Source organism: Duganella fentianensis (genome assembly GCF_964031615.1).
In the GTDB taxonomy this organism is placed as follows: Bacteria; Pseudomonadota; Gammaproteobacteria; order Burkholderiales; family Burkholderiaceae_D; genus Rugamonas; species Rugamonas fentianensis_A.
Genome location: NZ_CAXIQN010000020.1, coordinates 320100 through 345287, shown reverse-complemented (window position 1 = coordinate 345287; position 25188 = coordinate 320100). Strand labels below are relative to the sequence as shown.

At 59.1% G+C, this 25188-nt stretch carries 25 protein-coding genes and 2 tRNA genes; 22 read left to right on the top strand and 5 right to left on the bottom strand.

Annotated features, from left to right (window positions below; genetic code table 11):
• Positions 1-60: 60 nt before the first annotated feature.
• Positions 61-1362 (bottom strand): dicarboxylate/amino acid:cation symporter, encoded by a 1302-nt coding sequence (locus ABNT42_RS16060; protein WP_348698616.1) that lies wholly within the window; start codon positions 1360-1362, stop codon positions 61-63.
• A gap of 357 nt (positions 1363-1719) precedes the next feature.
• Positions 1720-2514 carry a 3-hydroxybutyrate dehydrogenase gene (locus ABNT42_RS16055; RefSeq protein WP_348698614.1) on the bottom strand — a complete coding sequence of 265 codons (795 nt, stop codon included), beginning with the start codon at positions 2512-2514 and terminating at the stop codon, positions 1720-1722.
• Positions 2515-2646: 132 nt separating this feature from the next.
• On the opposite strand from ABNT42_RS16055, the gene ABNT42_RS16050 reads away from it, so the two are divergent.
• From ABNT42_RS16050 to ABNT42_RS16040, 3 genes are all read left to right on the top strand, one after another.
• On the top strand, positions 2647-3525 hold the full coding sequence (locus ABNT42_RS16050; RefSeq protein WP_348698612.1) for an alpha/beta hydrolase: 879 nt from the start codon (positions 2647-2649) through the stop codon (positions 3523-3525).
• Positions 3526-3592: 67 nt separating this feature from the next.
• Positions 3593-3943: a RidA family protein gene (locus ABNT42_RS16045; RefSeq protein WP_348698611.1), complete on the top strand. Its 351-nt coding sequence runs from the start codon at positions 3593-3595 to the stop codon at positions 3941-3943.
• Between the two features lie 7 nt (positions 3944-3950).
• Complete coding sequence (locus ABNT42_RS16040) at positions 3951-6206, top strand: bifunctional (p)ppGpp synthetase/guanosine-3',5'-bis(diphosphate) 3'-pyrophosphohydrolase (protein WP_348698609.1); 2256 nt, start codon at positions 3951-3953, stop codon at positions 6204-6206.
• A 95-nt stretch (positions 6207-6301) separates the two neighbouring features.
• Here the strand turns inward: ABNT42_RS16040 and ABNT42_RS16035 are convergent, their stop codons facing one another.
• Positions 6302-6946, bottom strand: coding sequence for a CatA-like O-acetyltransferase (locus tag ABNT42_RS16035; RefSeq protein ID WP_348698607.1), 645 nt, complete (start codon positions 6944-6946; stop codon positions 6302-6304).
• Positions 6939-7880: a cation diffusion facilitator family transporter gene (locus ABNT42_RS16030; RefSeq protein WP_348698605.1), complete on the bottom strand. Its 942-nt coding sequence runs from the start codon at positions 7878-7880 to the stop codon at positions 6939-6941. Before ABNT42_RS16030 ends, ABNT42_RS16035 begins: the two co-directional genes overlap by 8 nt.
• A gap of 176 nt (positions 7881-8056) precedes the next feature.
• Between ABNT42_RS16030 and ABNT42_RS16025 the strand changes: the two genes are divergently transcribed.
• The 12 genes from ABNT42_RS16025 (at position 8057) to ABNT42_RS15970 (ending at position 18769) form a co-directional block, all read left to right on the top strand.
• A tRNA-Val gene (locus tag ABNT42_RS16025) sits at positions 8057-8133 on the top strand.
• A 58-nt stretch (positions 8134-8191) separates the two neighbouring features.
• A tRNA-Val gene (locus ABNT42_RS16020) sits at positions 8192-8268 on the top strand.
• 189 nt (positions 8269-8457) lie between these two features.
• Positions 8458-10365: a threonine--tRNA ligase gene (gene thrS, locus ABNT42_RS16015; RefSeq protein WP_348698603.1), complete on the top strand. Its 1908-nt coding sequence runs from the start codon at positions 8458-8460 to the stop codon at positions 10363-10365.
• A complete protein-coding gene (gene infC / locus ABNT42_RS16010) occupies positions 10355-10924 on the top strand; it encodes a translation initiation factor IF-3 (protein WP_348698868.1) in 570 nt (189 codons plus the stop codon). The genes thrS and infC overlap by 11 nt, the downstream gene beginning before the upstream one ends.
• A gap of 231 nt (positions 10925-11155) precedes the next feature.
• Positions 11156-11353: a 50S ribosomal protein L35 gene (rpmI, locus tag ABNT42_RS16005; protein ID WP_057262756.1), complete on the top strand. Its 198-nt coding sequence runs from the start codon at positions 11156-11158 to the stop codon at positions 11351-11353.
• 23 nt (positions 11354-11376) lie between these two features.
• Complete coding sequence (rplT, locus tag ABNT42_RS16000; protein ID WP_008449404.1) at positions 11377-11736, top strand: 50S ribosomal protein L20; 360 nt, start codon at positions 11377-11379, stop codon at positions 11734-11736.
• Between the two features lie 103 nt (positions 11737-11839).
• Positions 11840-12859 carry a phenylalanine--tRNA ligase subunit alpha gene (gene pheS, locus ABNT42_RS15995; RefSeq protein WP_155435259.1) on the top strand — a complete coding sequence of 340 codons (1020 nt, stop codon included), beginning with the start codon at positions 11840-11842 and terminating at the stop codon, positions 12857-12859.
• Between the two features lie 72 nt (positions 12860-12931).
• Positions 12932-15376, top strand: a complete 2445-nt coding sequence (gene pheT, locus ABNT42_RS15990; RefSeq protein WP_348698600.1) for a phenylalanine--tRNA ligase subunit beta — start codon at positions 12932-12934, stop codon at positions 15374-15376.
• Between the two features lie 152 nt (positions 15377-15528).
• The gene (locus ABNT42_RS15985) at positions 15529-15876 is read left to right on the top strand and encodes an integration host factor subunit alpha (protein ID WP_155435261.1); all 348 of its coding nucleotides are present in this window, start codon (positions 15529-15531) and stop codon (positions 15874-15876) included.
• A 17-nt stretch (positions 15877-15893) separates the two neighbouring features.
• Positions 15894-16301, top strand: a complete 408-nt coding sequence (locus tag ABNT42_RS15980; RefSeq protein ID WP_348698867.1) for a MerR family transcriptional regulator — start codon at positions 15894-15896, stop codon at positions 16299-16301.
• A gap of 138 nt (positions 16302-16439) precedes the next feature.
• On the top strand, positions 16440-17072 hold the full coding sequence (locus ABNT42_RS15975; RefSeq protein ID WP_348698598.1) for a response regulator transcription factor: 633 nt from the start codon (positions 16440-16442) through the stop codon (positions 17070-17072).
• A 104-nt stretch (positions 17073-17176) separates the two neighbouring features.
• Positions 17177-18769, top strand: a complete 1593-nt coding sequence (locus ABNT42_RS15970) for a CHASE3 domain-containing protein (protein WP_348698596.1) — start codon at positions 17177-17179, stop codon at positions 18767-18769.
• Here ABNT42_RS15970 and ABNT42_RS15965 read toward each other — a convergent pair.
• Positions 18666-19457: a Crp/Fnr family transcriptional regulator gene (locus tag ABNT42_RS15965; protein ID WP_348698595.1), complete on the bottom strand. Its 792-nt coding sequence runs from the start codon at positions 19455-19457 to the stop codon at positions 18666-18668. The genes ABNT42_RS15970 and ABNT42_RS15965 overlap by 104 nt on opposite strands.
• A 240-nt stretch (positions 19458-19697) precedes the next feature.
• Between ABNT42_RS15965 and ABNT42_RS15960 the strand changes: the two genes are divergently transcribed.
• From ABNT42_RS15960 to ABNT42_RS15930, 7 genes are all read left to right on the top strand, one after another.
• On the top strand, positions 19698-20375 hold the full coding sequence (locus tag ABNT42_RS15960) for a response regulator transcription factor (protein ID WP_348698593.1): 678 nt from the start codon (positions 19698-19700) through the stop codon (positions 20373-20375).
• Positions 20372-21796, top strand: coding sequence for a sensor histidine kinase (locus tag ABNT42_RS15955; RefSeq protein WP_348698591.1), 1425 nt, complete (start codon positions 20372-20374; stop codon positions 21794-21796). The genes ABNT42_RS15960 and ABNT42_RS15955 overlap by 4 nt, the downstream gene beginning before the upstream one ends.
• Positions 21797-21905: 109 nt before the next feature.
• Positions 21906-22331 carry a type IV pilin protein gene (locus ABNT42_RS15950; RefSeq protein WP_348698590.1) on the top strand — a complete coding sequence of 142 codons (426 nt, stop codon included), beginning with the start codon at positions 21906-21908 and terminating at the stop codon, positions 22329-22331.
• Positions 22319-22984: a prepilin-type N-terminal cleavage/methylation domain-containing protein gene (locus tag ABNT42_RS15945; protein ID WP_348698588.1), complete on the top strand. Its 666-nt coding sequence runs from the start codon at positions 22319-22321 to the stop codon at positions 22982-22984. Before ABNT42_RS15950 ends, ABNT42_RS15945 begins: the two co-directional genes overlap by 13 nt.
• The gene (locus ABNT42_RS15940; protein ID WP_348698586.1) at positions 22981-23409 is read left to right on the top strand and encodes a hypothetical protein; all 429 of its coding nucleotides are present in this window, start codon (positions 22981-22983) and stop codon (positions 23407-23409) included. Before ABNT42_RS15945 ends, ABNT42_RS15940 begins: the two co-directional genes overlap by 4 nt.
• Before the next feature lies 1 nt (position 23410).
• Positions 23411-24607, top strand: coding sequence for a PilW family protein (locus ABNT42_RS15935; RefSeq protein WP_348698584.1), 1197 nt, complete (start codon positions 23411-23413; stop codon positions 24605-24607).
• The gene (locus ABNT42_RS15930) at positions 24604-25185 is read left to right on the top strand and encodes a hypothetical protein (RefSeq protein WP_348698582.1); all 582 of its coding nucleotides are present in this window, start codon (positions 24604-24606) and stop codon (positions 25183-25185) included. The genes ABNT42_RS15935 and ABNT42_RS15930 overlap by 4 nt, the downstream gene beginning before the upstream one ends.
• Positions 25186-25188: the final 3 nt, after the last annotated feature.

Here is a 25188-nt window from a genome sequence, read left to right as displayed (position 1 = left end):
CGCTTTAGATGCAAAAAGAGCACGCCGCGGCGTGCTCTTTTTTTATTCCGCTGACGGCGCTTAGTGAGCGCGGTGCAGTGGCATCAGATCAGGATCCGTCACAGTCGAGCCCGGATTGTTGAGCTCTTTGTGCAGGGTGTCGTGATCGAGCTCGCGCTCCCAGTTCGACACCACTACCGTTGCCACACCGTTGCCGATGAAGTTGGTCAGGGCGCGGCATTCGCTCATGAAGCGGTCGATGCCGAGGATCAGTGCCATACCGGCGACAGGAATGGTCGGTACCACAGCCAGCGTGGCGGCCAGCGTGATGAAGCCGGCGCCGGTGATGCCGGAAGCACCTTTCGAGGTCAGCATGGCCACGCCCAGAATGGTCAGTTCCTGCGTCAGCGTCAGATCGGTATTGGTGGCTTGTGCCACGAACAGGGCAGCCATGGTCATATAGATGTTGGTGCCGTCCAGATTGAACGAGTAACCGGTTGGCACTACCAGACCCACGACGGATTTGGAACAGCCCAGACGTTCCAGCTTGGTGATCAGCGAAGGCAGCGCGCTTTCCGACGAGCTAGTGCCCAGCACGATCAGCAGTTCTTCGCGGATGTAGCGCAGGAATTTGAAGATAGAGAAACCGGTGAAGTGGGCGATGGCGCCCAGCACGACGAACACGAACACGCCGCAGGTCAGGTAGAAGCAGCCCATCAGCGCGGCCAGCGGTTTCAGCGAAGCGATGCCGTATTTGCCGATGGTGAAAGCCATGGCGCCGAAGGCACCGATAGGGGCGGCCTTCATCACCATGCCGACCATGCCGAAGATGGCCGAAGCCAGTTCATCGATCAGCTTGGCAACTGGCTTGCCGCGCTCGCCCAGCAGCGACAGCGAGAAGCCGAACAGAATAGCGATCAGCAGCACTTGCAGGATATCGCCCTTAGCGAAAGCATCGACGATGGTATTCGGGATGATGTTCATCACGAAATCGATGGTCGATTGCTGTTTGGCCTTTTCCGTGAACTGGGCAATCGATTTAGTATCGAGCGTAGCCGGATCGGCGTTAAAGCCGGCACCGGGGCGGGCCAGATTGGCCACGAACAGACCGATGACCAGCGCGAAAGTAGAGACGACTTCGAAATACAGCAGGGCCTTACCGCCCACGCGGCCGATTTTCTTCACATCCTGCATACCGGCGATACCGGATACCACGGTGCAGAAGATCACGGGTGCGATGATCATCTTAATGAGTTTGATGAAACCATCGCCCAGCGGTTTCATGGCAACCGCATCGCTAGGGTAGTACATACCCAGCAGAACGCCGACCGCAATCGCGAACAGCACCTGTACGTACAGGATTTTATAGAAAGGTTTTTTCACGGATGTCTCCACGCTTCAATGTCAAGCGTTCATCATCCGTGAAAATAACAGTCATCACTATTGTGGAAATCCTCCGCGACATTGGTGAAAACCCGTATTGCCGAATTCGGGGTCAGATCTGTCATTCGGACATCGGCGGCTGTTTTCTGATTTAGCGCAAGCTGCGGCACGATGCGTTGTGCTAGCGCTGAAAGCCGCTTCTAGGGGGGGATTGGTGCCTGCCTCGGCAGTGAAGCAGGAACCATGGGGAAGTTGTGGGCTTACATGGTATCGATGTAAGCGGAGCTGTATTGATTTTCCTCAGAGGTCAGGCGCCAATGTCCGAATGACAGATCTGACCCCGAAGTTGCGAAGGGGTTATTGGGCAACCCAGCCGCCGTCCATATTCCACGCTACGCCGCGCACTTGGCGGGCCGCGTCGCTGCACAGGAACAGGGCCATGGCGCCCAGTTCTTCCGGTGTGACGAATTCGTGCGATGGTTGCTTGTCGGCTAGCAGGGCTTTCTTGGCCGCTTCGTTGCTGATGCCTTCTTTGGCCGCACGGTCGTCGACTTGCTTCTGCACCAGCGGGGTCAATACCCAGCCCGGACAGATGGCGTTGGCGGTGATGCCCGTGGTGGCGGTTTCCAGCGCCGTCGCTTTGGTCAGGCCGATCAGGCCGTGCTTGGCTGCTACGTAGGCTGATTTGCCGGCCGAGGCGACCAGGCCGTGCACCGAGGCCAGATTGATGATGCGGCCCCAGTTGTTGGCGCGCATGCGCGGCAGCGCCAGACGGGTGGTGTGGAACGCCGAACTCAGGTTGATGGCGAGAATGGCATCCCATTTCTCGACGGGGAAGTCCTCCACGTTGGCAACATACTGTATGCCGGCGTTGTTGACCAGAATGTCCACGCCGCCGAATTTTTCGCCCGCGTAGGCCATCATGGCTTCGATCTGGTCCGGTTTCGACATATCCGCATTGTGATATTCCACCTTGATGCTGAATTCGGCCGCCAGATCCGCCTGCAGTTTGGCGATCTCTGCCGCGTCGCCGAAACCGTTCAGCAGGACGTTGGCACCTTCCGCTGCCAGCGTGCGTGCGATGCCCAGCCCGATGCCGGATGTCGAACCCGTCACCAGTGCCGTTTTGCCGCTCAAAGTCTTGTTTGCCATAGTTCCTCTGCAGGGTTGGAGATTAAAGTCGCGCTGCGCTACACTTCTGTAGGATTTTAAGCGCATTGCCCAGTAAAATGTTAGTTCAGAACATCATTACATAAATCGAATAAAAATCATCAAGGAAGCCGCATGTTCGAAGCAAAAATAAAGTCTGTTCAATGCCTGTCGATGACCGGCCTGCACACCATGGCCTACAAGGAATGGGGTGATGCCGATAATCCCCGCGTGTTGTTATGTGTGCACGGCGTGACCCGTGTCTCCGACGATTTTGATGCAATGGCACAAGCACTGGCCGGCGACTACCGAGTAATCGCGCCCGACATTGTCGGTCGTGGCCGTTCGGGGCGCCTGCTCAACCCGCAGTTGTACCGGATTCCCCAGTATGTTAGCGACATCGTCACCTTGTTGGCGCGCGTTTTGCCCGATCATGGTGCAGCCAAGGTGGACTGGTTTGGCACGTCGATGGGCGGTCTGATCGGTCTGGGGCTGGCGTCCTTGCCCGGCAACCCGATCGGCAAGCTGATCCTTAACGACATCGGCCCCGTACTGGCACCGGCAGCGCTGCAGCGCATCGGCGATTACATCGGTCAGGACATGCGCTTTGACACTTTCGAAGACGCGGCCCAGTTCATCCGTGATGTGTCCGTGACCTTCGGTCCCCACACGGAAGCCGAATGGCACAAGCTGGCACAGGATGTGCTCCGTCAGGATAAGGATGGCAAGTGGGTGCGCCACTACGATATGGGTCTGGCGCAGCCATTCCGTTCGGCCACGCCGGAATCCGTCGATGCCGATCAGGCGGCACTGTGGGCGGCCTATGATGCGATCCGTTGCGAAACGCTGCTGATCCGAGGTGCCGAATCGGACCTGCTGTCGGCTGAAACGGCGCAGCAGATGGGCCAGCGTGGTCCTCGCGCCCAGTTGGTGGAAATTCCCGGCGTCGGCCATGCGCCAACCTTTGTGCATGACGACCAGATCGCTATTGTGCGCAAGTTCCTGCTGGGCTGATCTGCACTAATCAGTATTTAAAGAATCAACAGTATGCTTGCGTACTGGTTTTAACAAGAAGATGAGTATGGAAATCAAACGACTGCATGTGGGCAAACGCCTGTCCGAAGTAGCGATTCATAACGGCACCGTGTATCTGGCCGGTCAGATCGCCGATGACAAGACCCTCGATATCCAAGGCCAGACGCGCGAAGTGCTCGGGCATATCGACCGGCTGCTGGCCGAAGCGGGCAGCGACAAGACCTGTATCCTGAGCTGCCAGATCTACATTGCCGATCTGGCCGATTTCGCCGGTATGAACGAGGTATGGGATGCGTGGGTGCCGAACGGCCACACGCCGCCGCGGGCGACGGTGGAAGCCAAGCTGGCCGATCCGGACTGGCGCGTGGAGATCGTCGTCATCGCTGCGCAGCGCTAGGAGTCCCATGGTTTCCACCACCGCCATCACCAGCGCGACTTCCGAACATCTGGTACAGGGCCTGTCGGTCGACGACGGCGCCCGTATGCTGGCCGCGCTCGATTACGCCAGCGACGCTTATGGTGAGCGCGTGTGCACCACCGGGCAGACCGCCTTCGATTTTGCCGTGGGCGTTGCCAGTACGCTGGCCTTCATGCGTACCGACGTCGAGACCCGTATCGCAGGTCTGATGTTCGAGCTGACGTTGCTCGATCCCTCCCATGCACCGCTGATCGAACCCCGCTTCGGCAAAGATGTCTGTGATCTGGCTTCCGGTGTGCGCCAGTTGATACGCCTGCGCGAACTGACGCTGGGGCAGAAGGAATCGAGTGCCGCAGCGCGTGGCCGCAATGCCGCGCAGCAGGCGGTGGCACAGGTGGAAACCCTGCGCAAGATGCTGCTGGCGATGGCCTCCGATATGCGGGTGGTGCTGGTACGGCTGGCGTCGTGCGTGACCACTTTGCGCTATTTCGCCGAGATCAAGCTGTTTAATGAAATGACCAGTACCTACGGGCGCGAAACGCTGGATCTGTACGCACCACTGGCCAACCGTCTGGGGATCTGGCAGCTCAAATGGGAGCTGGAAGACCTGTCGTTCCGCTTCATCGAACCGGATACCTACAAGCGTATCGCCAAGATGCTGGAAGAGAAGCGCATGATGCGCGAGGGCTTCGTGACATCGGCGATTGCGCGTCTGCAGGCGGAGATGGCGGCGGCCGGCATACAGGCTGACGTGTTCGGCCGGCCCAAACACATCTACTCAATCTGGAACAAGATGAAGGGCAAGGAGCTGGACTTCACGGATCTGTACGATGTGCGCGCCTTCCGCGTGATCGTGGCGGACGTCAAGACTTGCTACACGGTGCTGGGCGTGGTGCACAACATCTGGACGCCGATCCCGAAAGAGTTCGACGACTACATTTCGCGCCCCAAACCGAACGGCTACCAGTCGCTGCACACGGTGGTGACGGCGGAAGATGGCCGGCCGCTGGAAGTGCAGATCCGCACCCAGGAAATGCACAACTTCGCCGAATATGGCGTGGCAGCGCACTGGCGCTACAAGGAAGAAGGCGGTTCCAACTTCCAGGGGCAGAAATACGACGAGAAAATTGCGTGGCTGCGCCAGCTGCTGGCGTGGAAAACCGACGTGGCCGATGCCGTGGTGGGGCAGGAAGAGCAGCAGCAGCGCGAGTGGGTGGAAAAGCTCAAATCCGCTGCACTGGATGACCGCATCTTCGTGCTGACGCCGCAGGCGCGCGTGCTGGAACTGCCGGTGGGTGCTACGCCGGTGGACTTTGCCTACCATCTGCATACGGATGTGGGGCACCGCTGCCGTGGGGCGCGCGTCGACAATGTGATGGTGCCACTGAATACGCCGCTGAAGAACGGCCAGACTTGCGAGATCATTACCGCCAAAGGCGCGCCCGGTACTGCCGGCCCGTCGCGCGACTGGCTGAACAATGATTACACGGTGGCCTCGCGCACCCGTTCCAAAATCCGCGCATGGTTCCATGCCATCGATATGCAGCAGACGCTGTCCGATGGGCGTGCGATGGTGGAAAAGACGCTGCAGCGTGAAGGCAAAACCGCCGTCAATCTGGAAGCGCTGGCCAACAAGCTGGGCTTCGCCAAGGTGGACGATCTGTTCCTCTCGGTGGGCAAGGACGAATTCAGTCTGCGGCAGGTCGAGCAGGCGCTCAACGATACGGGCGAGCCGGCCGAGCCGGAAGATGCCGTGGTATTGAGCCGCAGCCGTGCTTCCAGTGTGGAGCAGGGCGCTAAATCCGGTGTGCTGGTAGTGGGGACGGATGGCCTGATGACGCAGTTAGCCAAGTGCTGCAAGCCTGCGCCACCGGATGGCATCGTCGGTTTCGTCACGCGTGGCAAAGGCGTATCCATCCATCGCGCCACCTGCAAGAACTTCGCCGAAATGCGCGCACAGGCACCGGAGCGGGTGATCGTCACGGAATGGGGCCGCACCTCGTCCGACACCGTGTATCCAGTCGATATCTTCATTCTGGCGGGCGACCGGCAGGGGCTGCTGCGCGATATCTCGGAGATTTTTTCGCGCGAGAAAATCAATGTGATCGGGGTGAACACCCAGAGCGCCAAAGGCTTCGCACGCATGACCTTCACGGCCGAAATTGGCGCCACCGCGCAATTGCAGAAAGCGCTGACGGCGATTGCGGAAGTGAGCGGCGTACAGGAAGCACGCCGCGCCTAAACTTGGGGTCAGGTCGGGCAAAGTGCACTTTTTGAGAAATATCAAAAGGTGACACCTTGCCCGACCTGACACCTGCACTTTGCCCGACCTGACCCCTAGGTGGTAATCAGCTGGGAGAGCTGGGCCCTGATGGCCTCGCCCAGCAGGTGGATGTGGTAGCCGTCGGCAAAGCCGTGGTGGGCCTGTACCGATAAGGGCAGGCGCATCATGCCGTCGTCTTGCGGTGGGCCGAATTTGCCCCAGGCGAGGGCGGGGATGTCGGCCGTCTTGTGCAGGTAGATCGGGTGTTCGATCGCTGTCAGCTCCAGCCACGGCATGCAGGTGATGTAGACATTGCGCTTGTGGTCGAGCGGGCTCAGACCGGCGCTAGTGTTGATCAGCTCTGCGCTGGCTTCCGCTACTTTTTTGGCGGCCAGACTACGCTCCACGAACAGGGCCAGATCGTCCGTCATGTCGAAACGGGCGAAATTCAGGTTGTTATCGCTATTGAGCACCGTGTACGAGGCCATGAAGTCCTTGATGCGGATCACTTCGCCATCGAGCTCGCGGTACATGAAATTGTCGATGCTGGCGACAGCGCGCAGCACGCAATACAGGAAGACGTGGAAGGGTGGCAGTTGCTGCGCTTTGCAGTAGGGCCGCAGATCCGGTACGGTCAGCGTGAAGCTCAGGTTGATCAGCGGGTTGGCGAACTGGGTGTATCCGTTGTAGCGGTCGCGGCGTTTCTCGAAATTATGCATCGTGGGGGACTTCTGCCTGCAGGGTGATGTGGTCTATGCCATGCTTATCCAGTAGCATGGTCTTGATATTCTGCAGGATGGTAGGCCAGCGCGACAAGTCGGTGATTTCCACGTGGCCAATCAGTGCCGGCTGGCCCGGCGACATATCCCACACGTGCAGGTCGTGCACCGACAGCACGCCATCGATCTGGCCCAGATCGGCGCCCACCTGCAGATAGTCGATATGTTCGGGTACGCCTTCCATCAGGAAGTGGTAGGACTCGCGCAGCACGCCCCAAGTGGATTTGAGGATCAGCATGGCCACAAAGATGGACAGCAGCGGGTCGATCTGCATCCAGCCCGTGTAGTAAATGATGGCACCGGCTGCCAGTGCTGCCACCGAGCCGAGCAGGTCGCCGATCACATTCACCAGTGCGGCGCGGGTATTCATATTGCTCTCGCCACGCGACAGAATGTACGCCAGCACGACATTGATCAGCAGGCCGATGGCCGCCACCACCGTCACCATGGCACCCTGTACCTGTTCCGGCTGCGAGAAGCGGTGCACGGCCTCCACCACGATCCAGCCCACCAGTACCAGCAGCACCAGACTATTGACGAAGGCGGCCAGCGCTTCGGCGCGGCCGAAACCGAAGGAATTACGCGCCGATGGCGGCCGCTTGGCGATCAGTTGCGCCAGCAGAGCCAGCCCCAGCGCCGCGGCATCCGTCACCATGTGGCCGGCGTCGGAAATCAGGGCCAGCGAATTCGAGATGAAGCCCGTCACCACTTCCACCACGGCAAACCCCAGCGTCAGAATCAGCGACCATGCCAGTACCGACTGGCTGCGCTGCTCCGTAAAGTGGACGTGCAGCGCGTCGCCATCGCGGTGCGCGTGCAGGTGGGCGGAAGGGGAGTCGGGCAGCTGGCTGCCAGCCACGGAGTTCTGGGGCATGGGACGAATGCGAGGTTGGGAAAAGCGTAGTTTAATGGATCACGGCATTTCCTGCCGTGCTGGCAGGCGCTCGGCCCCGATTAATACAGTCAAAACAGCAAGATAGTGCTTTCTGTAAATGTTTCGCTTCCATGCCCTTGTGTTTCTTCGCATCGCTCTCTATAATGCTGGTCTTCGGGCGGTTAGTTCAGCTGGTTAGAATACTTGGTCGACATCCAAGGGGTCGCAGATTCGAATTCTGCACCGCCCACCAGAATTAAGTAGTAGGTAGTGGAGCAAGCAGTACATCACTATAACGATAGCAGTACCTCGGGCGGTTAGTTCAGCTGGTTAGAATACTTGGTCGACATCCAAGGGGTCGCAGATTCGAATTCTGCACCGCCCACCAGAACATGTAAGAGCGAGAAAGGCAATCCGGTTATGACACCGCGAACTACTACCAGTATTGGTGAGTGACGCTAGTCGAACGGGATCCTTTTGCTCAAAAAAAGAGAAAACGCGGCTAGTCCGCGTTTTTTTTCGTCCGTATTTTTTAATTCATCGACACCCTGGCCTGTGCGCCGTAATGGAGATCACTATGCTTTCAATTCGCCTTCCTGATGGTTCGTCCCGTCAATTCGACGGCCCGGTAACCGTGGCTCAAGTGGCGGGCAGCATCGCCACCAGTCTGGCGAAAGCCGCGCTGGCCGGTAAGGTCAATGGCAAAGTGGTGGATACCTCGTTCCTGATCGAACAGGACGCCGATCTGGCCATCATCACCGACAAGGACCCGGAAGGTCTGGAAGTGATCCGTCACTCGACCGCCCACTTGCTGGCCTACGCCGTCAAGGAACTGTTCCCTGATGCGCAAGTGACCATCGGCCCGGTCATCGACAACGGTTTCTACTACGACTTCTCCTACAAGCGTCCGTTCACGCCGGACGATCTGGTGGCGATCGAAAAGAAAATGACGGAACTGGCCAAGAAAGACGAGCCAGTCACCCGCAAAGTACTGCCACGTGACGAGGCGGTGGCCTACTTCAAGTCCATCGGCGAAGCCTACAAGGCCGAGATCATTGAGTCGATTCCTGCCGATCAGGATGTGTCGCTGTACACGGAGGGTAATTTCACCGACCTGTGCCGCGGCCCGCACGTCCCATCGACGGGCAAGCTGAAAGTCTTCAAGCTGATGAAACTGGCCGGTGCCTACTGGCGCGGCGACAGCAAGAACGAAATGCTGCAGCGTGTCTATGGCACGGCATGGACCAAGAAAGAAGATCAGGAACAGTACCTGTTCCAGCTGGAAGAGGCGGAAAAGCGCGACCACCGCAAACTGGGCAAGCAGCTTGATTTCTTCCACTTCCAGGATGAAGCGCCGGGTCTGGTGTTCTGGCATCCGAAAGGCTGGACCATCTGGCAGCAGGTGGAGCAGTACATGCGCAACAAGTATCAGGTGAACGGCTATCAGGAAGTTAAAGCGCCGCAGATTCTCGATTCCAGCCTGTGGGGCAAGACCGGTCACTGGGATAACTACCGCGAGAACATGTTCGTGACGGAATCGGAAAACCGTTCCTACGCACTGAAACCGATGAACTGCCCGGGTCACGTGCAGATCTTCAACAGCAATATGCGTTCCTACCGCGATCTGCCACTGCGCTATGGCGAGTTCGGCCAGTGCCACCGCAACGAACCTTCGGGCGCGCTGCACGGCATCATGCGCGTGCGCGGCTTCACGCAGGATGACGGTCACATCTTCTGTACCGAAGAGCAGATCGAGCCGGAAGTGGTGGCTTTCCACACGCAGGCCATGGAAGTCTACAAAGACTTCCACTTCAATAACATCGAAGTCAAGCTGGCGCTGCGTCCCGATAACCGCATCGGTACCGACGAAATCTGGAACGAAGCGGAAGAAGCGCTGCGCTCCGGCCTGCGCGCCTGCGGCGTGACGTGGACCGAGCTGCCAGGCGAGGGTGCGTTCTACGGTCCTAAGATCGAGTACCACCTGAAGGATTCGCTGGGTCGTCCATGGCAGGTGGGTACCATGCAGGTGGACTTCTTCATGCCGGAACGTCTAGGTGCCGAATATGTGGCCGCTGACAACAGCCGTCAGGTGCCGGTCATGCTGCACCGTGCGATTGTTGGTTCGATGGAGCGCTTCATCGGTATCCTGATCGAAAACTATGCGGGCGCGCTGCCAACCTGGTTGTCGCCAGTGCAAGTTTCGGTTCTGAACATCTCCGACGCGCAAGCTGAATATGTGGGTCAAGTGGCTGAAAAGCTGCGCCGGTGCGGGTTCCGCGTGCAGACCGATTTGCGCAACGAGAAAATTACCTATAAAATACGCGAACATTCCGTCCAAAAACTGCCTTACATTCTGGTTGTGGGCGACAAGGAGCGGGATGCTAATACCGTAGCTGTGCGGGCACGGGGTAATGTCGATCTGGGCGTCATGTCCGTCGAAGCCCTGATCGAGCGACTCCAGCAAGACGTCGCCAATAAAGCCTAAGCGCGCAGCATTTCATCAGACATTAAAAGGAATCACCATAGCTACTGACAAGTCGCATCGCATCAATGGCGAAATCACTCACCCTGAAATGCGTTTATCCGGGGTTGATAACGAGCCGCTCGGTATCGTGAGCCTGGCCGAAGCCTTCCGCCTGGCGGAAGAGGCAAACGTCGACCTGGTCGAGATCGCACCTACTGCGGTCCCGCCGGTCTGCCGTTTGATGGACTACGGCAAGTTCAAGTATTCGGAGCAGAAGAAGGCTCACGAAGCGAAATTGAAGCAGAAAGTCATCTCCGTGAAGGAAGTCAAGTTCCGTCCGGGTACCGATGACGGCGACTACAATATCAAGCTGCGCAATCTGATCAAGTTCCTGGAAGATGGCGATAAAACCAAGATCACGCTGCGTTTCCGCGGTCGTGAGATGGCGCACCAGGATATTGGCTTCCGTATGCTGGAACGTCTGAAAGCTGATCTGGAGCCGCATGGCCAGGTCGAGCAGTTCCCGAAAATGGAAGGCCGTCAGATGATTATGGTGCTGGCACCTAAAAAGAAAAAGTAAGTCGTTAGACTGAAGAGAAATTCGGGGTTGGAGGGCGTTTTCTAAAAAAACGTGCTCCAGCCCCGAATTTTTTGCTGCGCTATTGCTACAACTGGTCTATAATGTCCGGCTGTAGTAAATGTAGTGGACTCGCATCTGCTGCAAAAACAAGTGAAAGCAGGCATCTAAGCGTAACGTAGTTACCACCTGCAATCCTGTTTGATATGGAGCTACCCGAAGGGGTAGATTACTATGCCAAAAATGAAAACCAAAAGCTCCGCGAAAAAACGTTTTCGCGTGCGTCCAGGTGGTACTGTTAAATCGGGTATGGCTTTCAAACGCCACATCCTGACCAAAAAAACCACCAAAAACAAACGTCAACTGCGCGGCACTCGCAACATCAACGCTTCGGATGTAACGTCCGTACTGCGTATGATGCCATCCGCTTAATCTCACACTGTTAAGGAGTTACTATGCCTAGAGTAAAACGTGGGGTTACAGCTCGTGCCCGTCATAAAAAAGTACTGAACCTGGCCAAAGGCTACCGCGGTCGTCGTAGCAAGGTATATCGTATTGCTAAGCAAGCAGTTATGCGCGCTGGCCAGTACGCATACCGTGACCGTCGTAACAAGAAGCGCGTCTTCCGTCGTCTGTGGATCGCCCGTATTAACGCTGCTTCCCGTGAGCACGGCGTTACCTACAGCGTATTCATGAACGGTCTGAAGAAAGCTTCGATCGAACTGGACCGTAAGGTTCTGGCCGATATGGCAGTGATGGACAAGCCAGCATTCGCTGCGATTGTCAACGCTGTGAAAGCTAAAATCGCTGCTTAATACGCAATGATTGTCACTAGCTGCTGCGGCAACGCAGCAGCCGAGAGAACGGGGCAAGGTGAGATACCTGTGCCCCGTTTTTGATTGAGGATAAGAAAAACGCATGGACTCCCTGGAACAACTCGTCGCCTCAGCAGTGCAGGATTTCATGGCCGCGCAAGATGACGCCGCCGCACTGGAAAATGCTAAAGCCAAATATCTGGGCAAGACTGGCCAGATTACCGAATTGATGAAAGGGTTGGGCAAGCTCGACCCTGAAGCACGCAAGGCGCAGGGCGCCCTGATCAACGCTGCCAAAGGGCAGATCGAAGCGGCTCTGACGGCCCGGCGCGACGCGCTGGCCGAAGCCCAGATGCAAGCCCGCCTCAACGCCGAGGCGATCGACGTTTCCCTGCCAGGCCGCGGCCGCGCCGGCGGTGGTCTGCATCCCGTGATGCGCACCTGGGAACGCGTCGAAGCGATCTTCCGCTCCATCGGTTTCGAAGTGGCCGACGGCCCCGAAATCGAAAACGACTGGACCAACTTCACGGCGCTGAACAGCCCGGAAAACCATCCAGCCCGTTCCATGCAGGATACCTTCTACATCGAAGGCAATGACACCACCGGCAAACCGCTGCTGCTGCGTACCCACACCAGCCCTATGCAGGTGCGTTATGCGCGTAGCCACACGCCACCGATCAAGGTGATCGCACCGGGCCGTACCTACCGCGTCGACAGCGATGCCACCCACTCGCCGATGTTCCATCAGGTCGAAGGTCTGTGGATCGCCGAGAACATCAGCTTCGCCGATCTGAAGGGCGTGTACCTGAACTTCGTCAAAGCCTTCTTCGAGACGGACGATCTGCAAGTGCGCTTCCGTCCGTCGTATTTCCCGTTCACCGAACCTTCGGCCGAGATCGACATCGCTTTCGGTTCCGGTCCCCTCAAAGGCCGCTGGCTGGAAATTTCCGGCTCGGGTCAGGTGCATCCATCGGTGGTGCGCAACTTCGGTCTGGATCCGGAAAAATACATCGGCTTCGCTTTCGGCTCCGGTCTGGAACGTCTGACCATGCTGCGTTATGGCGTGAACGATCTGCGTCTGTTCTACGAAGGCGATCTGCGTTTCCTGAAGCAGTTCAACTAAATCCTCAAGTCGGTCGAGCGCGCCGCGATTGGCTGGCTGCGCTCCCGTCGGACTCTCTTTGAAGGCTTGATTATGCAATTCTCTGAAAACTGGCTCCGTACCATGGTCGATCCGAAGATGACTTCGGACGAACTGGCCCACATGCTGACCATGTCCGGTCTGGAAGTGGAAGAAGTCGAAGCGGTGGCGCCACCGTTTTCCAATGTGGTGGTCGGTCATGTACGTGAAATGGCCAAGCACCCGAATGCCGACCGTCTGAACGTGTGTCAGGTGGATGTGGGCACGGGTACGCTGCTCAACATCGTCTGCGGCGCACCGAATGTGCGTCCGGGCCTGAAAGTGGTGTGCGCCATGGCGGGTGCCGTGCTGCCACCGGGCGCCGATGGCAAGCCATTCGAAATCAAGGTAGGCCAGCTGCGCGGAGTGGAATCGCAAGGCATGCTGTGCTCGGCCAAGGAACTCAAGCTGTCGGAAGAGGGCAGTGGTCTGCTGGAACTGCCGGACGATGCACCGGTCGGCAAGAACTTCCGCGACTACTACGCGCTGAACGATCTGAAGTTCACCATCAAGCTGACCCCGAACAAGGCGGACTGCCTGTCCGTGCTGGGCGTGGCGCGCGAAGTGTCGGCCCTGACGGGTGTGCCGCTGCAGGCACCGACCTTCCGTCCGGTCGCTGTGAACAGCGCCGAAGTGCTGCCAGTGAAAATCTCGGCACCGGATCTGTGCGGCCGTTTCTCCGGTCGCGTGATCCGCAACCTGAACGCCAAAGCCGCCACGCCAGCGTGGATGAAGCAGCGCCTCGAGCGCAGCGGCCAGCGCTCGGTGTCGGCACTGGTGGATATTTCCAACTATGTGATGCTGGAACTGGGGCGTCCTACCCACGTGTTCGATCTGGCCAAAATCCACGGCGGCCTGAATGTGCGCTGGGGTAAAGCTGGTGAAACCCTCAAGCTGTTGAACGGTAACACCATCAACATCGATGAATGGGTGGGCGTGATCGCCGACGACAAGGAAATCGAATCGCTGGCCGGCATCATGGGCGGCGACGCTACGGCTGTTTCGCTGGAGACGGAATCGATCTATCTGGAAGCGGCATTCTGGTGGCCGAATGCCATTCAGGGCCGTGCCCGCAAGTACAACTTCTCGACCGATGCTGCGCACCGTTTCGAGCGCGGCGTGGACCATGCGACGACCGTTGAGCACATCGAGCGCATTACCTCGCTGCTGATTGAAATCTGTGGCACGCCGACCACGCAAGTAGGTCCGGTGGATGACCAGATCGTCAACGTGCCAGCGGCCAAGCCAGTGCAGATGCGCACGGCGCGTGCGCGTAAGGTGATCGGCGTGGCCGTCAACGACCAGATGGTCGCGGACATCTTCACCCGTCTGGGTCTGCCGTTCTCGCTGCAAGCGGGCGAAGGTGATGACAATGGCGTGTTCTCCGTAACGGCACCTAGCTACCGTTTCGACATCGAGATCGAAGAAGATCTGATCGAAGAAGTGGCTCGCGTGTACGGCTTCGAGAATATTCCTGCGGTGGCGCCGGTAGCGGCCAACACCATGATCATTGCACCGGAAAACACCCGTTCGCTGTTCGCCGTGCGCCACCAACTGGCCGATCTGGGCTTCCAGGAAGTGGTCAACATGAGCTTCGTAGAAGCGGCATGGGAGCAGGATTTTGCCGGTAACGACCAGCCTATCCGTCTGCAGAACCCGATTGCCAGCCAGATGAGCGTGATGCGTACCAATCTGATCGGCAGTCTGGTCAGCAATGTGCGCTACAACCTGAACCGCAAGACCAACCGCGTGCGTCTGTTCGAAGTCGGTGCCATCTATCTGCGCGACGACAGCGTGACCGATGGCGCGCTGACCGTGGCCGGTTACCACCAGCCTAAGCGTGTCGCTGCCATGGCCTATGGCCACGTGGCAGACGAGCAGTGGGGTCTGGACAGCCGCCATGTCGATTTCTTCGACCTGAAAGCCGATCTGGAACACCTGTTCGCGCCGCTGTCGCTGCGCTTCGTCAAAGCCGAACATCCGGCGCTGCATCCGGGCCGCTCGGCCAATGTGTTGCTGAATGGTAAAGTTATCGGCTTCATCGGCGAACTGCATCCACGCTGGCTGCAGAAATATGAGCTGCCGCAAGCGCCAGTGGTGTTCGAAGTGGACGCTGAGGCGCTGCAGCAACGCAATCTGCCGGTGTACGCGGAAATTTCCAAGTTCCCTGGCGCCACCCGCGACCTGGCGGTGGTGGTCAAACAGGATGTTCCGGCGCAGGCTCTGCAAGATGCCTTCAATGAAGCTTTGGCAACAAATCCACACGGAAAGATTGTGCAAGCCATTGTTTTGTTTGATGAATATCGTGGTAAAGGGCTGGAAGCGGACGAAAAATCGCTTGCTTTCCGCTTTAGCTTGCAAGATACTCAAAACACGCTGCAGGATGACGTAGTCGAGGCCGTTATGACGGCGCTGGGCGACGCCGCCAAGCAGCAACATGGCGCACGTCTGCGCACCTGATACGGGCGCATAGCTGAGCGTTGTGTATACTCGGGAGTCCGGCTAATGCCGGACTCATTCGTTATTAGAGAAGGCAGGGCAGTAAAATTAATAACAACGACGTCGATTCCGCCGTACTGCAGTCCGCACTGGCTGCCGATCTGCATCGCGCCATGCAGGTTGCCAAAGTACGTCAGGATGCTGAAAAAGATTTGCCGACGCTGACCAAGGCGGAACTGGCCGAACTGCTGTTCGAACAGGTGGGCCTGAACAAGCGTGAAGCCAAAGACATGGTGGAGACCTTCTTTGACGAGATCCGCAATGCGCTCGAACGCGGTGAAGCGGTGAAATTGTCCGGTTTCGGTAACTTCCAGCTGCGTGACAAGCCGCAGCGTCCGGGCCGCAACCCCAAGACGGGCGAAGAAATTCCTATCACGGCGCGCCGCGTCGTGACTTTCCACGCCAGCCAGAAGCTCAAAGGCATGGTGGAGGAGAGCAATCCGGCGGCACGTGTCGCCTGAACGGGAGCTAAGTCGTGATGAATGACCGCGCTGCCAAGACCGACGCTGCCCCGCTGCCGCCGATACCGGCCAAGCGCTATTTCACTATCGGTGAAGTCAGCGAACTGTGCGGCGTGAAGCCCCATGTGCTGCGCTACTGGGAGCAGGAATTCACCCAGCTGAAACCGGTCAAACGGCGCGGCAACCGGCGCTATTACCAGCACCATGAAGTGCTGCTGATCCGGCGTATCCGCGAACTGCTGTACGAGCAGGGCTTTACCATCAGTGGTGCCCGCAACAAGCTCGATAGCCGTGGCGAGCATCATCTGGCGCCTAGTGCCGAGGTGGGCCTCGAGGCCGCTGTGCCGGCCGAAGTCGCACCACTCGACCGCAGCCTGATCCGGCGCGAATTGCAGGCCATACTCGACCTGCTCAAGCAGAACTGAAAGCTGGCGCCAGCCGTACGCGGCACCCCGGCGCCTAGCTGCTATACTCTCAACATTGACTAAAAATCAGCGACGCTGAATACCGGTACTTCCGTTCCGGTAAAGTCTATGCCGCACGCCGGCCAGACAGGAGGATGCATGATACGCGTTGCCATTTGCGACGATCATCAGATAGTCCGCGCAGGATTCAAACAGATTTTTTCCGCCACCGACGAATTCGAAGTGGTGGCTGAGGCCGGCACCGGCCGTGAAGCGCTCGATATTGCCCGTCGTGAAGTTTGCGATGTGCTCATGCTGGATATCGCCATGCCGGACCAGAGCGGCATCGATACCTTGCGCACCATACGGCAGGGCCAGCCCGATCTGCCCGTACTGATACTATCCGGCTATCCGGCCCAGCAGTATGCGGTGAATCTTTTTAAGATGGGGGCCAACGGCTATCTGAACAAGGAGTGCGACGCCGAGGAACTGATGACGGCTGTGCGCACGGTGTTTCAAGGGCGCCGCTACGTGAATGCCACTGTGGGTGAACTGCTGGCGCAGACGCTGGATCGCGATCCGAACACGGCGCTGCATACGGAACTGTCGGACCGCGAGTTTCAGGTATTTCTGCGGCTGGCCAAGGGCGAAACGGTGTCCGATATCGGCGTGGCGCTGTCGCTCAGTATCAAAACGGTCAGTACCTACCGTACCCGGGTGATGGAAAAAATGGCCATGCAGTCGAATTCCGACCTGACCTATTACGCCATGAAGAATAATCTGCTCGAGTGAGCAGGTGCGCACGGTTGAACTGCGGGGGCAGCGCAGCCATTCTTTCACGGGTCTATAATGCGCCTAGTCAAGCCGGCGCAACTCTCATGAAGGAACTCCTTAGGATGCATTTCACTGTAGAACCGGCACCGCAACACCGTCTGCCTCTGTACAAGACGGTATTGTGCGTGACCTGCGCACTGCTGCTGATCGTGAACGGCTTCAGCCTGTTCCATAATTTGAAGTCTTTAAGAGTGGCGCAGCAGTCGCTGGCCCAGTCGGCCCGCGTCGCTGACCGCCTGCAGTACCTGAATGTGCTGGTGCTGGAAGCGGAAAGCAGTATGCGCGGCTATTTCCTCAATGGCCGCGAAGAGACCTTACGCGCGACTACCTCGGCTTCTGCCGAGACGGAAGCCGAATTCAAGGAACTGGAAACCCTGCTGGCCGATAACCCTTCGCAGCTACGTAATCTAGCCCAGTTGCATACGCTGGTGCGGCGCCGGCTGCGCCTGATGGGGCAGGCAGTCGATGTCTACCGCGATGGCGGCCTGTCCGAAATCGTCAAGATCGCCAAGCTGAGCGAACGGCGCGTCAATATGGACGAGATCCGCCTGCAGGTGGTGATCATGGAGCAGGAGCAGAACGAAACCATGGCGCACCGCAGTAGCGCCTTCTATCAGGAGTATCTGAAAGCCATTCTGCTGGGCATGAGCATCAATGCACTGGCGATCTTCGTGCTGATCATGTTCTACCAGCTGGTGCGGCGTAGTTTTGCCAACCGGGCGCAAGTAGAGCACGCTTTACAGAGCGCGAACGAAACGCTGGAATCGCAAGTGCAGCAGCGTACCGAACAGCTGTCGCTGCTGTCGCGCCACCTGATCAGCATCAGCGAGGAAGAGAAGATCCGTCTGTCCCGCGAACTGCATGACGAGATGGGGGCCAACCTGACTTCCATCAGCATGGATATCGCCGCTGTGACTCAGCAACTGCAGCAGCGCGAGCCGGAACTGGCCGCGCAGCTCAAGCGCGCCCGCGCCACGCTGGTGGAAACCGTGGAGATGAAGCGCCGTATCGTCGAGAATCTGCGTCCTAGTTTGCTGGATAATCTGGGGCTATGTGCGGCCATCGAAAGCTATTGCGAAGAATTCAGCCGGCTGGCGCAAGTGCGTTGCGATTGCGATGTGGCAGCGGGCGTCGAGAAAACTGCGCGCCGCTCCGGCGACCTGGCGATAGCACTGTTCCGTATCGTGCAGGAAGCTTTGACCAACATCCGCAAATATGCCCGCGCCAGCCATGTGACGGTAACGCTGACGCGCGACCAGCATGGGCTGATATTGCGTATCATTGACGATGGTATCGGCATTGCCGCTGCCAATATTGCCAAGCCTATGTCGCACGGTCTGCTCGGCATGCGCGAGCGTGCCTTACTGCTGGGCGGTAGCATGAGCATACGGCGGGGACGCAATGACAAGGGCACCTGCATCGAAGTGTGCATACCTTTGCCACAGCCGAGCGCGGTAGCGGACGCGCAGCTTGAAGCGCCGATAGCGGCACTCGCTGCGGTTAGCGTCAGCGAACTGTCAGCCACCTTGCCGCCCGCCCTCAGCGCCGTGCTCAATAATGCGCTACATCCTCCAGCAGACGGTCATATTCCGTCTTCGCCACCTTGTAGCACTCCCCCGCATACAGCTCCAGACCTGAGCGATCCAGTACGGTGATAGTGCCGCGGCGGTAGGCGATCAATCCTTCCTCCTGCAATTTGCCGGCAGCCGCGGTAATGCTTTCGCGCCGCACGCCCAGCATGATGGCGATCATCTCCTGTGTGACTTTCAGCACGTTGTCGCTGGAGCGGTCCAGTCGTTCGAGCAGCCAGCGGCACAGTTTCTGTTCGATGGAACTGTGGCGGCCACCCACGGCGTTCTGCGCCATCTGGGCAAACAGGGCCGTGTTATAGCGCATCAGCAGGGCGGGCAGGGCGCCTCCCTGATGGAAGGCGGTGCGCAGATGGCGGGCATGCATACGATAACCATAGCCAGCTGATTGCACCATGGCGCTACACATGGCACGTTCGCCAGCAAACAGCGAAACGCCGACCACGCCTTCACGGCCAGCCACGGCAATTTCTGTGGTCGCGCCATTTTCCATCACATAGAGCAGCGAAATAATGGCGCTGGTTGGGAAATACACATACTCCATGCAGGCGCCGCATTCGAACAGCTCTTTGCCCACGGGCAGAGTGACCAGCTCCAGTTCAGGCAGCAGTGCGGCCAGTTCGCGCTCGGGCAAGGCGGCCAGTAATTCGTTCTGGCGTGCACCGCTGGGGCTGATGGAAAAAGCTAAAGGTGGACGGGCTGTGTTGCCGTAATCGCGTGTTCTGGGCGATGGGCTCAGTTGGGTATTGTTCATCTTGTTCCTCACAGTCTGGCTACTCAAACAACACCGTTGCTGCGCTTCGGTGTTGTCACTACTGTAAGGGGAGGGAGAGCTGACGAACATAAGCGCAGCAGACGCTGGCTTGTAGTCCTGTGTGGCGCAGCTTTGTAGTCCTGATCCTACATGGCGCGCTGGCCGGGCAGGCGCTACGGTACTAGGCTTAGTCTCGGGGCAAGTGCATAATGCAGCCATTCCCCTAGATAGGCGTGCACCATGCAGGTACTGGTCGTTGAAGATGATGCTGTTCTGGCCGATGGCCTGCGCCGCGTGCTGGGCGAGCATGGCATGTCAGTAGAACTGCTGGCCGATGGCCATCAGGCCGACCTGCGCCTGCAACATGCCGACGCGCTGGCCGTGGCGGTGCTCGATATCGGCCTGCCCGGCCTTGATGGTTACGAGCTAGTGCGGCGCCTGCGTGCCCGTGGCAGTGCTTTGCCCGTGCTGCTGCTGACGGCGCGCGATGCCATCGATGAGCGTGTACGGGGACTGGAGCTGGGCGCCGATGATTATCTGGTCAAACCGTTCGCTACGGCCGAGCTGGTGGCACGTCTGCGCGCGCTGGCGCGACGCAATGCTCCCAAGCCGGGGCTGCTGGCACTGGGCAGGCTGGCGCTGGATCTGGATGCCAAACGGGCCCGCGTGGGCGAGAAACTGATCGAACTGTCGGTGCGCGAATGGGCGGTGCTGGAATTCCTGCTGCAGCAGGCTGGCAAGGTGGTCTCCAAACAGCAGATTATCGATGCCATCCTGCCATGGGGCGATGATCTCACGCTGAATGCGGTGGAAGTCTATGTGTCGCGCGTGCGCCTGAAAATTGCCGATACGGGCGTGACACTGCGCACCATACGGGGTTTTGGCTATATGCTGGAAGCGGAGCCGCTAGCGCCATGAGCAGTATCCGCCTGCATCTGCTCAAGTGGCTGATTGCGCCGATACTGCTGATCAATCTGGCCGGCGGTGCGCTGGCCTATCTGCTGGCATGGACTCCTGCCCAGCTAGCCTTCGATCAAAGTCTGGCCGAGGCGGCGGCCAGTCTGGGCGCCCGCCTGAGCGATGAGGGCGGCCAGTTACGGCTGGATCTGCCCGCACTGGCGGAAGCCGTGTTGCGCAACGACGATAGCGATAGCCTGTATTTTGCCGTGTATGACGGTGCCGGCCAGCAGATCGCCGGCGACCGCGAGCTTCCCTTGCCTGCTGCAGCTCCTGCAAGCGAGAAGCTGGTAGCGGCAAGTACCGGTGTCGGCGCCAGCGGCAGAACGCAGCAGGTATTCGATGCCATACGCCAGCAACAGGCGTTGCGGGTGCTGGTACTGCCGTGGGCGTTACCGGCACGCGCAGAGAACGCTCCCGTTACGCACGCACGCATCGTCGTGGCTAAGACGCTGCGCAAGCGCCAGCAGATCCAGCAAGCCACGCTGCGTGCCCTGCTGCTGCTGGAAGGCCTGTTTGCGCTGGCCAGTATCGGCCTGATCTGGTTCAGTGTCAGCAACGGTCTGTTGCCGCTGCAGCGCTTACGCACGGAATTGAACCGGCGTGACAGCGATCAGCTGGCGGCACTGGCGCTGACCGATCTGCCGCAGGAACTCAAACCCGTGGTGCATGCCCTTAACGGGCTGCTGGAAAAAGTGGGTGAGGGCGCGCAGGCCCGTCAGCAGTTTCTGGCCAATGTGGCGCATCAGTTGCGTACGCCGCTAGCCGGTCTGAAAACCCAGCTGGAATGGCTGGGCGCGCGCCAGAGCGAGGCAGAACCAGCCAAGTCGGTGCAACTGATGCTGGCCACCACCGAGCGCATGATACGCCAGACTAACCAGTTGCTTGCGCTGGCCCGTGCCGAGCCTGAGCACTTCGAGAAGGCCCGGCTGGAGCCGCTGGCGCTGCACAGTCTGATCGAGCAATCGATCCAGCTATTTGTCGAACAGGCCAGCCGCAAACAGATCGATCTGGGCTTCGAGTTGCAGCCAGTGATGATACGGGGTGACCGCTTCCTGCTGCGCGATCTGATCGACAACCTGATCGATAACGCCATCCGCTACACGCCCGCCGGTGGCAGCGTAACGGTGAGCTGTCTGCCGCCCGCTGGCGGTCGTGCTGCGGGCGGCGCCAGACTGGTGGTGGAAGACAGCGGCCCCGGGATTCCGCCCGAGCGGCGCGAGCAGGTGTTCAGCCGTTTTGTCCGCCTTGATGACCGCATCAGCGGTAGTGGCCTTGGTCTCGCCATCGTGCGCGATATTGCCACCGTCCACGGTGCCGAATGCCGCATCGACGACGCCAGCAGCGGGCAGGGTGCCCGTTTTTCCATCATTTTCCCCTGATTTTTAATTCTTTCGTGCAATTGTCAGCACTTTGTCAGCATTTCCTCAGGGAAATGCAAGCTTGCTCGGCTACACTATTAAACGTGCACATTGATAACAGGAGCAGGCCATGAAAACTAGCCAGCGCGGCTTTACTCTGATCGAAATGATGGTGGCCGTGGCGATCGTCGGGATACTGATGGCGTTCGCCATTCCCTCGTACACGGAATACGTGGTGCGCGGCCGCCTGAGCGAAGCTTTCACAGCGCTGGGCGGGGCGCAACCGGCTGCCGAGCAGTACTGGGCGAATAACCGCAGCTATGCGGGCTTCGACGGGGCCGCAGCTTTCCCGGCCAGCACGGCCAATTTCACCTACGCGCTGACCACGGCCACGGCATCGACTTACACCATCACGGCGACGGGCAGCGGCAAGATGGCCGGTTTCGTCTACACCATTGACCAGAATAGCACCCATGCCACCACGGGCAGCCCGACGGGCTGGGGCACTAGCGCATCCTGCTGGGTGGATCACAAAGGTGGAGCATGTTCCAACTGATGCCAGTGTTGCAGGCGCTGTCGCGCAGGCCGGGGCTGGCCCGTATGCGCGGGCTGACCTTGCTGGAATTGCTGATCACGCTGAGTATTTTCGCTTTCATGCTGGCCATCGGTTTGCCGAATGCCAGCAACTGGCTGCTGGCTAACCGTGCCCGTAGTGCCAGCGAATTCTATGCCGAAGGCTTCAGTATGGCGCGCCGGCAGGCGATACTGCACAACACCTTCAGCCGCATCAGCCTGACGCCGAATGTGACGACGGGGCAGATGAACTGGCAGGTAGACTTGTGCTTTGTCTCGGCCAACAGCCAGTGCGGGGCAGCGGAAAGCGGCTGGTCCACCGTGGCCGCAGCGGCCGCCAATGATCCGGAAGGCGCAGCCGGCTTCAAGTCCGTGCTGCGACTGGCCGATGCGCTGCCCAATTCCGAAGTGCTGCTGCCGAGCACACTGCCGGAAGGTAGTTCGCAAGTGTATTTCACGCCCATGGGCTGGGTCGATACCCGTTTTGCCGAGCGCCTGAGCCGTTTGCAGCTAGACCCAGCCAGCCGCTTTCAGGGCGAAGTGCCCAGTGTGGCACTGGTGGTAACTCTGGCCGGTATGGCCACCAAATGCCAGCCTGATGTGCCGGCCTCAGATACGCGAGCCTGTCCGCCATGAAACCGCATCCAGTCATCCCGCACCATCGCAGCCAGCGCGGCATTGCCTTGCTAGAAGCGCTGCTGGCCATTCTGATACTTGGCATCGGTCTGCTGGGCACCATAGGCCTGCAGGCGCGCGCCTATTCGGCACTGTCCGATGCCAGTCAGCGTGCGGAAGCCACCATGGCCAGCGAGAAGCTGCTGGGCGTGATGAATGCCGATGTGGCCAATGTCCTCAATTACGGGGTGGCAGAGGGCGAAGAGGCCACCGAAGCCTTGCAGCCATGGGTGGAGGAAACCCGTCAGTACATACCGGATGCCTTGCTGGCCGTGCAGGTGACGCCGGAAGCGCGGCGGGTGCGGGTGGATATTTCCATCCGCTGGAAGCGCAAGGCGGGCGACGATATGAACCAGCATCAGGTCACTTCTTATATTGCGAACTGAGATGAAGCATTTCAATCTATCGAATGGGCGCAGCGACGCAGCGGGTTTCTCGCTGGTCGAGCTGATGGTCAGCGTGGTGATCGGCATGCTGGCGCTGCTGTTCGCGACGCGTTTGATCATCAGCGGCGAGTTGAACAAGGATGCCGCCGTGGGCGGCTCGGACAGTATGCAGAACGGTATGCTGGCGCTGTATTCGCTCAGTAACGATGCGGCCGAATCGGGCTGGGGTATCAATGATCCCATGCTGGCCGGCTGCGATACCGTATTGACCGATACCAGTGGCTATGTACTGCCCAGCGCGAGCCGCGGCGGCGTTAACATTACGCCGCTGACGGCAGTGCTGATCCAGTCGAACGGCAGCAATCCCGATGTGATCGCGTTCAGCAGCGGTACTTCGCAAAGCGGCAATGGCTCGGCGCGTTTGTTTGCTGATTATCTGGGGGGCAGCCAGTTCACCATCGATAGCCGCAATCCCTATACTTTCCAGACTGGCGATGTGATGGTGATTGCGCCGCTGGCGCAGGGCAGCGCGCAATGCTCGCTGGTGCAGCTTTCGGGCTTTGGCGCAGCACCGCTGAATACCTTGCAGTTCAATGCCGGCACGGGCTTCCGTTTCAATCCACCGGCCGGCCTGGCCAATGTGTACCGCCAGAACGTCAGTTATATCTACAATCTGGGGCCGTCTACCCAGCTGCATTTTCACACCTGGTCGGTGGCCAACGGCGTACTGCTGTTGCGCGCCGCCGAGCTGGCCGGGGCCGAGTCTGCCGGCGTGTCGGTGACGGACAATGTGGTCAGCATCAAAGGCCAGTATGGTTTCGATACGCGGGTGGTGGCTGGCACTTACGACCCTAATCCCAGCGGTAATGGCATGCAGATCACCAGCTGGAGCGCCACCATGATCGATGCCGATGGCGATGGTGTGGTGGGCAGTCCCGGCGATTATCAGCGCATCGCCGCCGTGCGGCTGGCCGTGGTTGCGCGCAGCAAGACGGTGGAGAAGCCTGATTCCAAAGGACAGTGTTCGGCGACGACGGAACAGCCGACCGTGTTTGCCAGCGCAGCGCCCGCTAACGTGGCCGCTGTGCCCATGCAGGTGAATGTCGCCGTGGCAGGTGATACGCAGGCGTGGCAGTGCTACCGCTATCGGGTGTTCGAGAACATCGTCCCTATCCGTAACGCGCAATGGAGGCCATGATGCCGTATCGTCGCCAGCAGCGCGGGATAGCGCTGCCCATCATGCTGATCATGCTGACCGTGATGCTGGTCAGTAGCATCTATCTGCTCAAGTCCAGCACTTCCACCACGCTGACTACGTCGAATCTGGCTTACGAGGCCTCGCTCAGCAAAGCGGCCGATCTGGGTGTGCACACGGCGTTTGCCTACCTGCGTGATATCCCGAATAACGCGCTGCTCGAATCGAATCAGGCGGCCAATGGCTATGTCGCCACCATGTCACCCACGTGGACGGTAAGCACACCGGCGTTCTGGCAAGGCTCGCTGACGCTGCCGGCCGATGCGTCGGGCAATCGGGTGGAATATGTGATCCACCGTCTGTGCGACTTTGCCGGACCGTATAACGCGGCGAATAATCGCTGCCAGTTGACGTCGGCACGGCCAAATTCGAAAACTAGTCAGCCGTATGGCCGCAGCGGCCGTTCGGATAGCCCGAATTACCTCGACCAGCCCCAGCTTCATTATGTGGTGACGGCGCGTATCGCCGGTGCACGCGGCGGCAATGTGGTGACGCAGGCCGTCATCATGAAAGGGCCGTAAGGC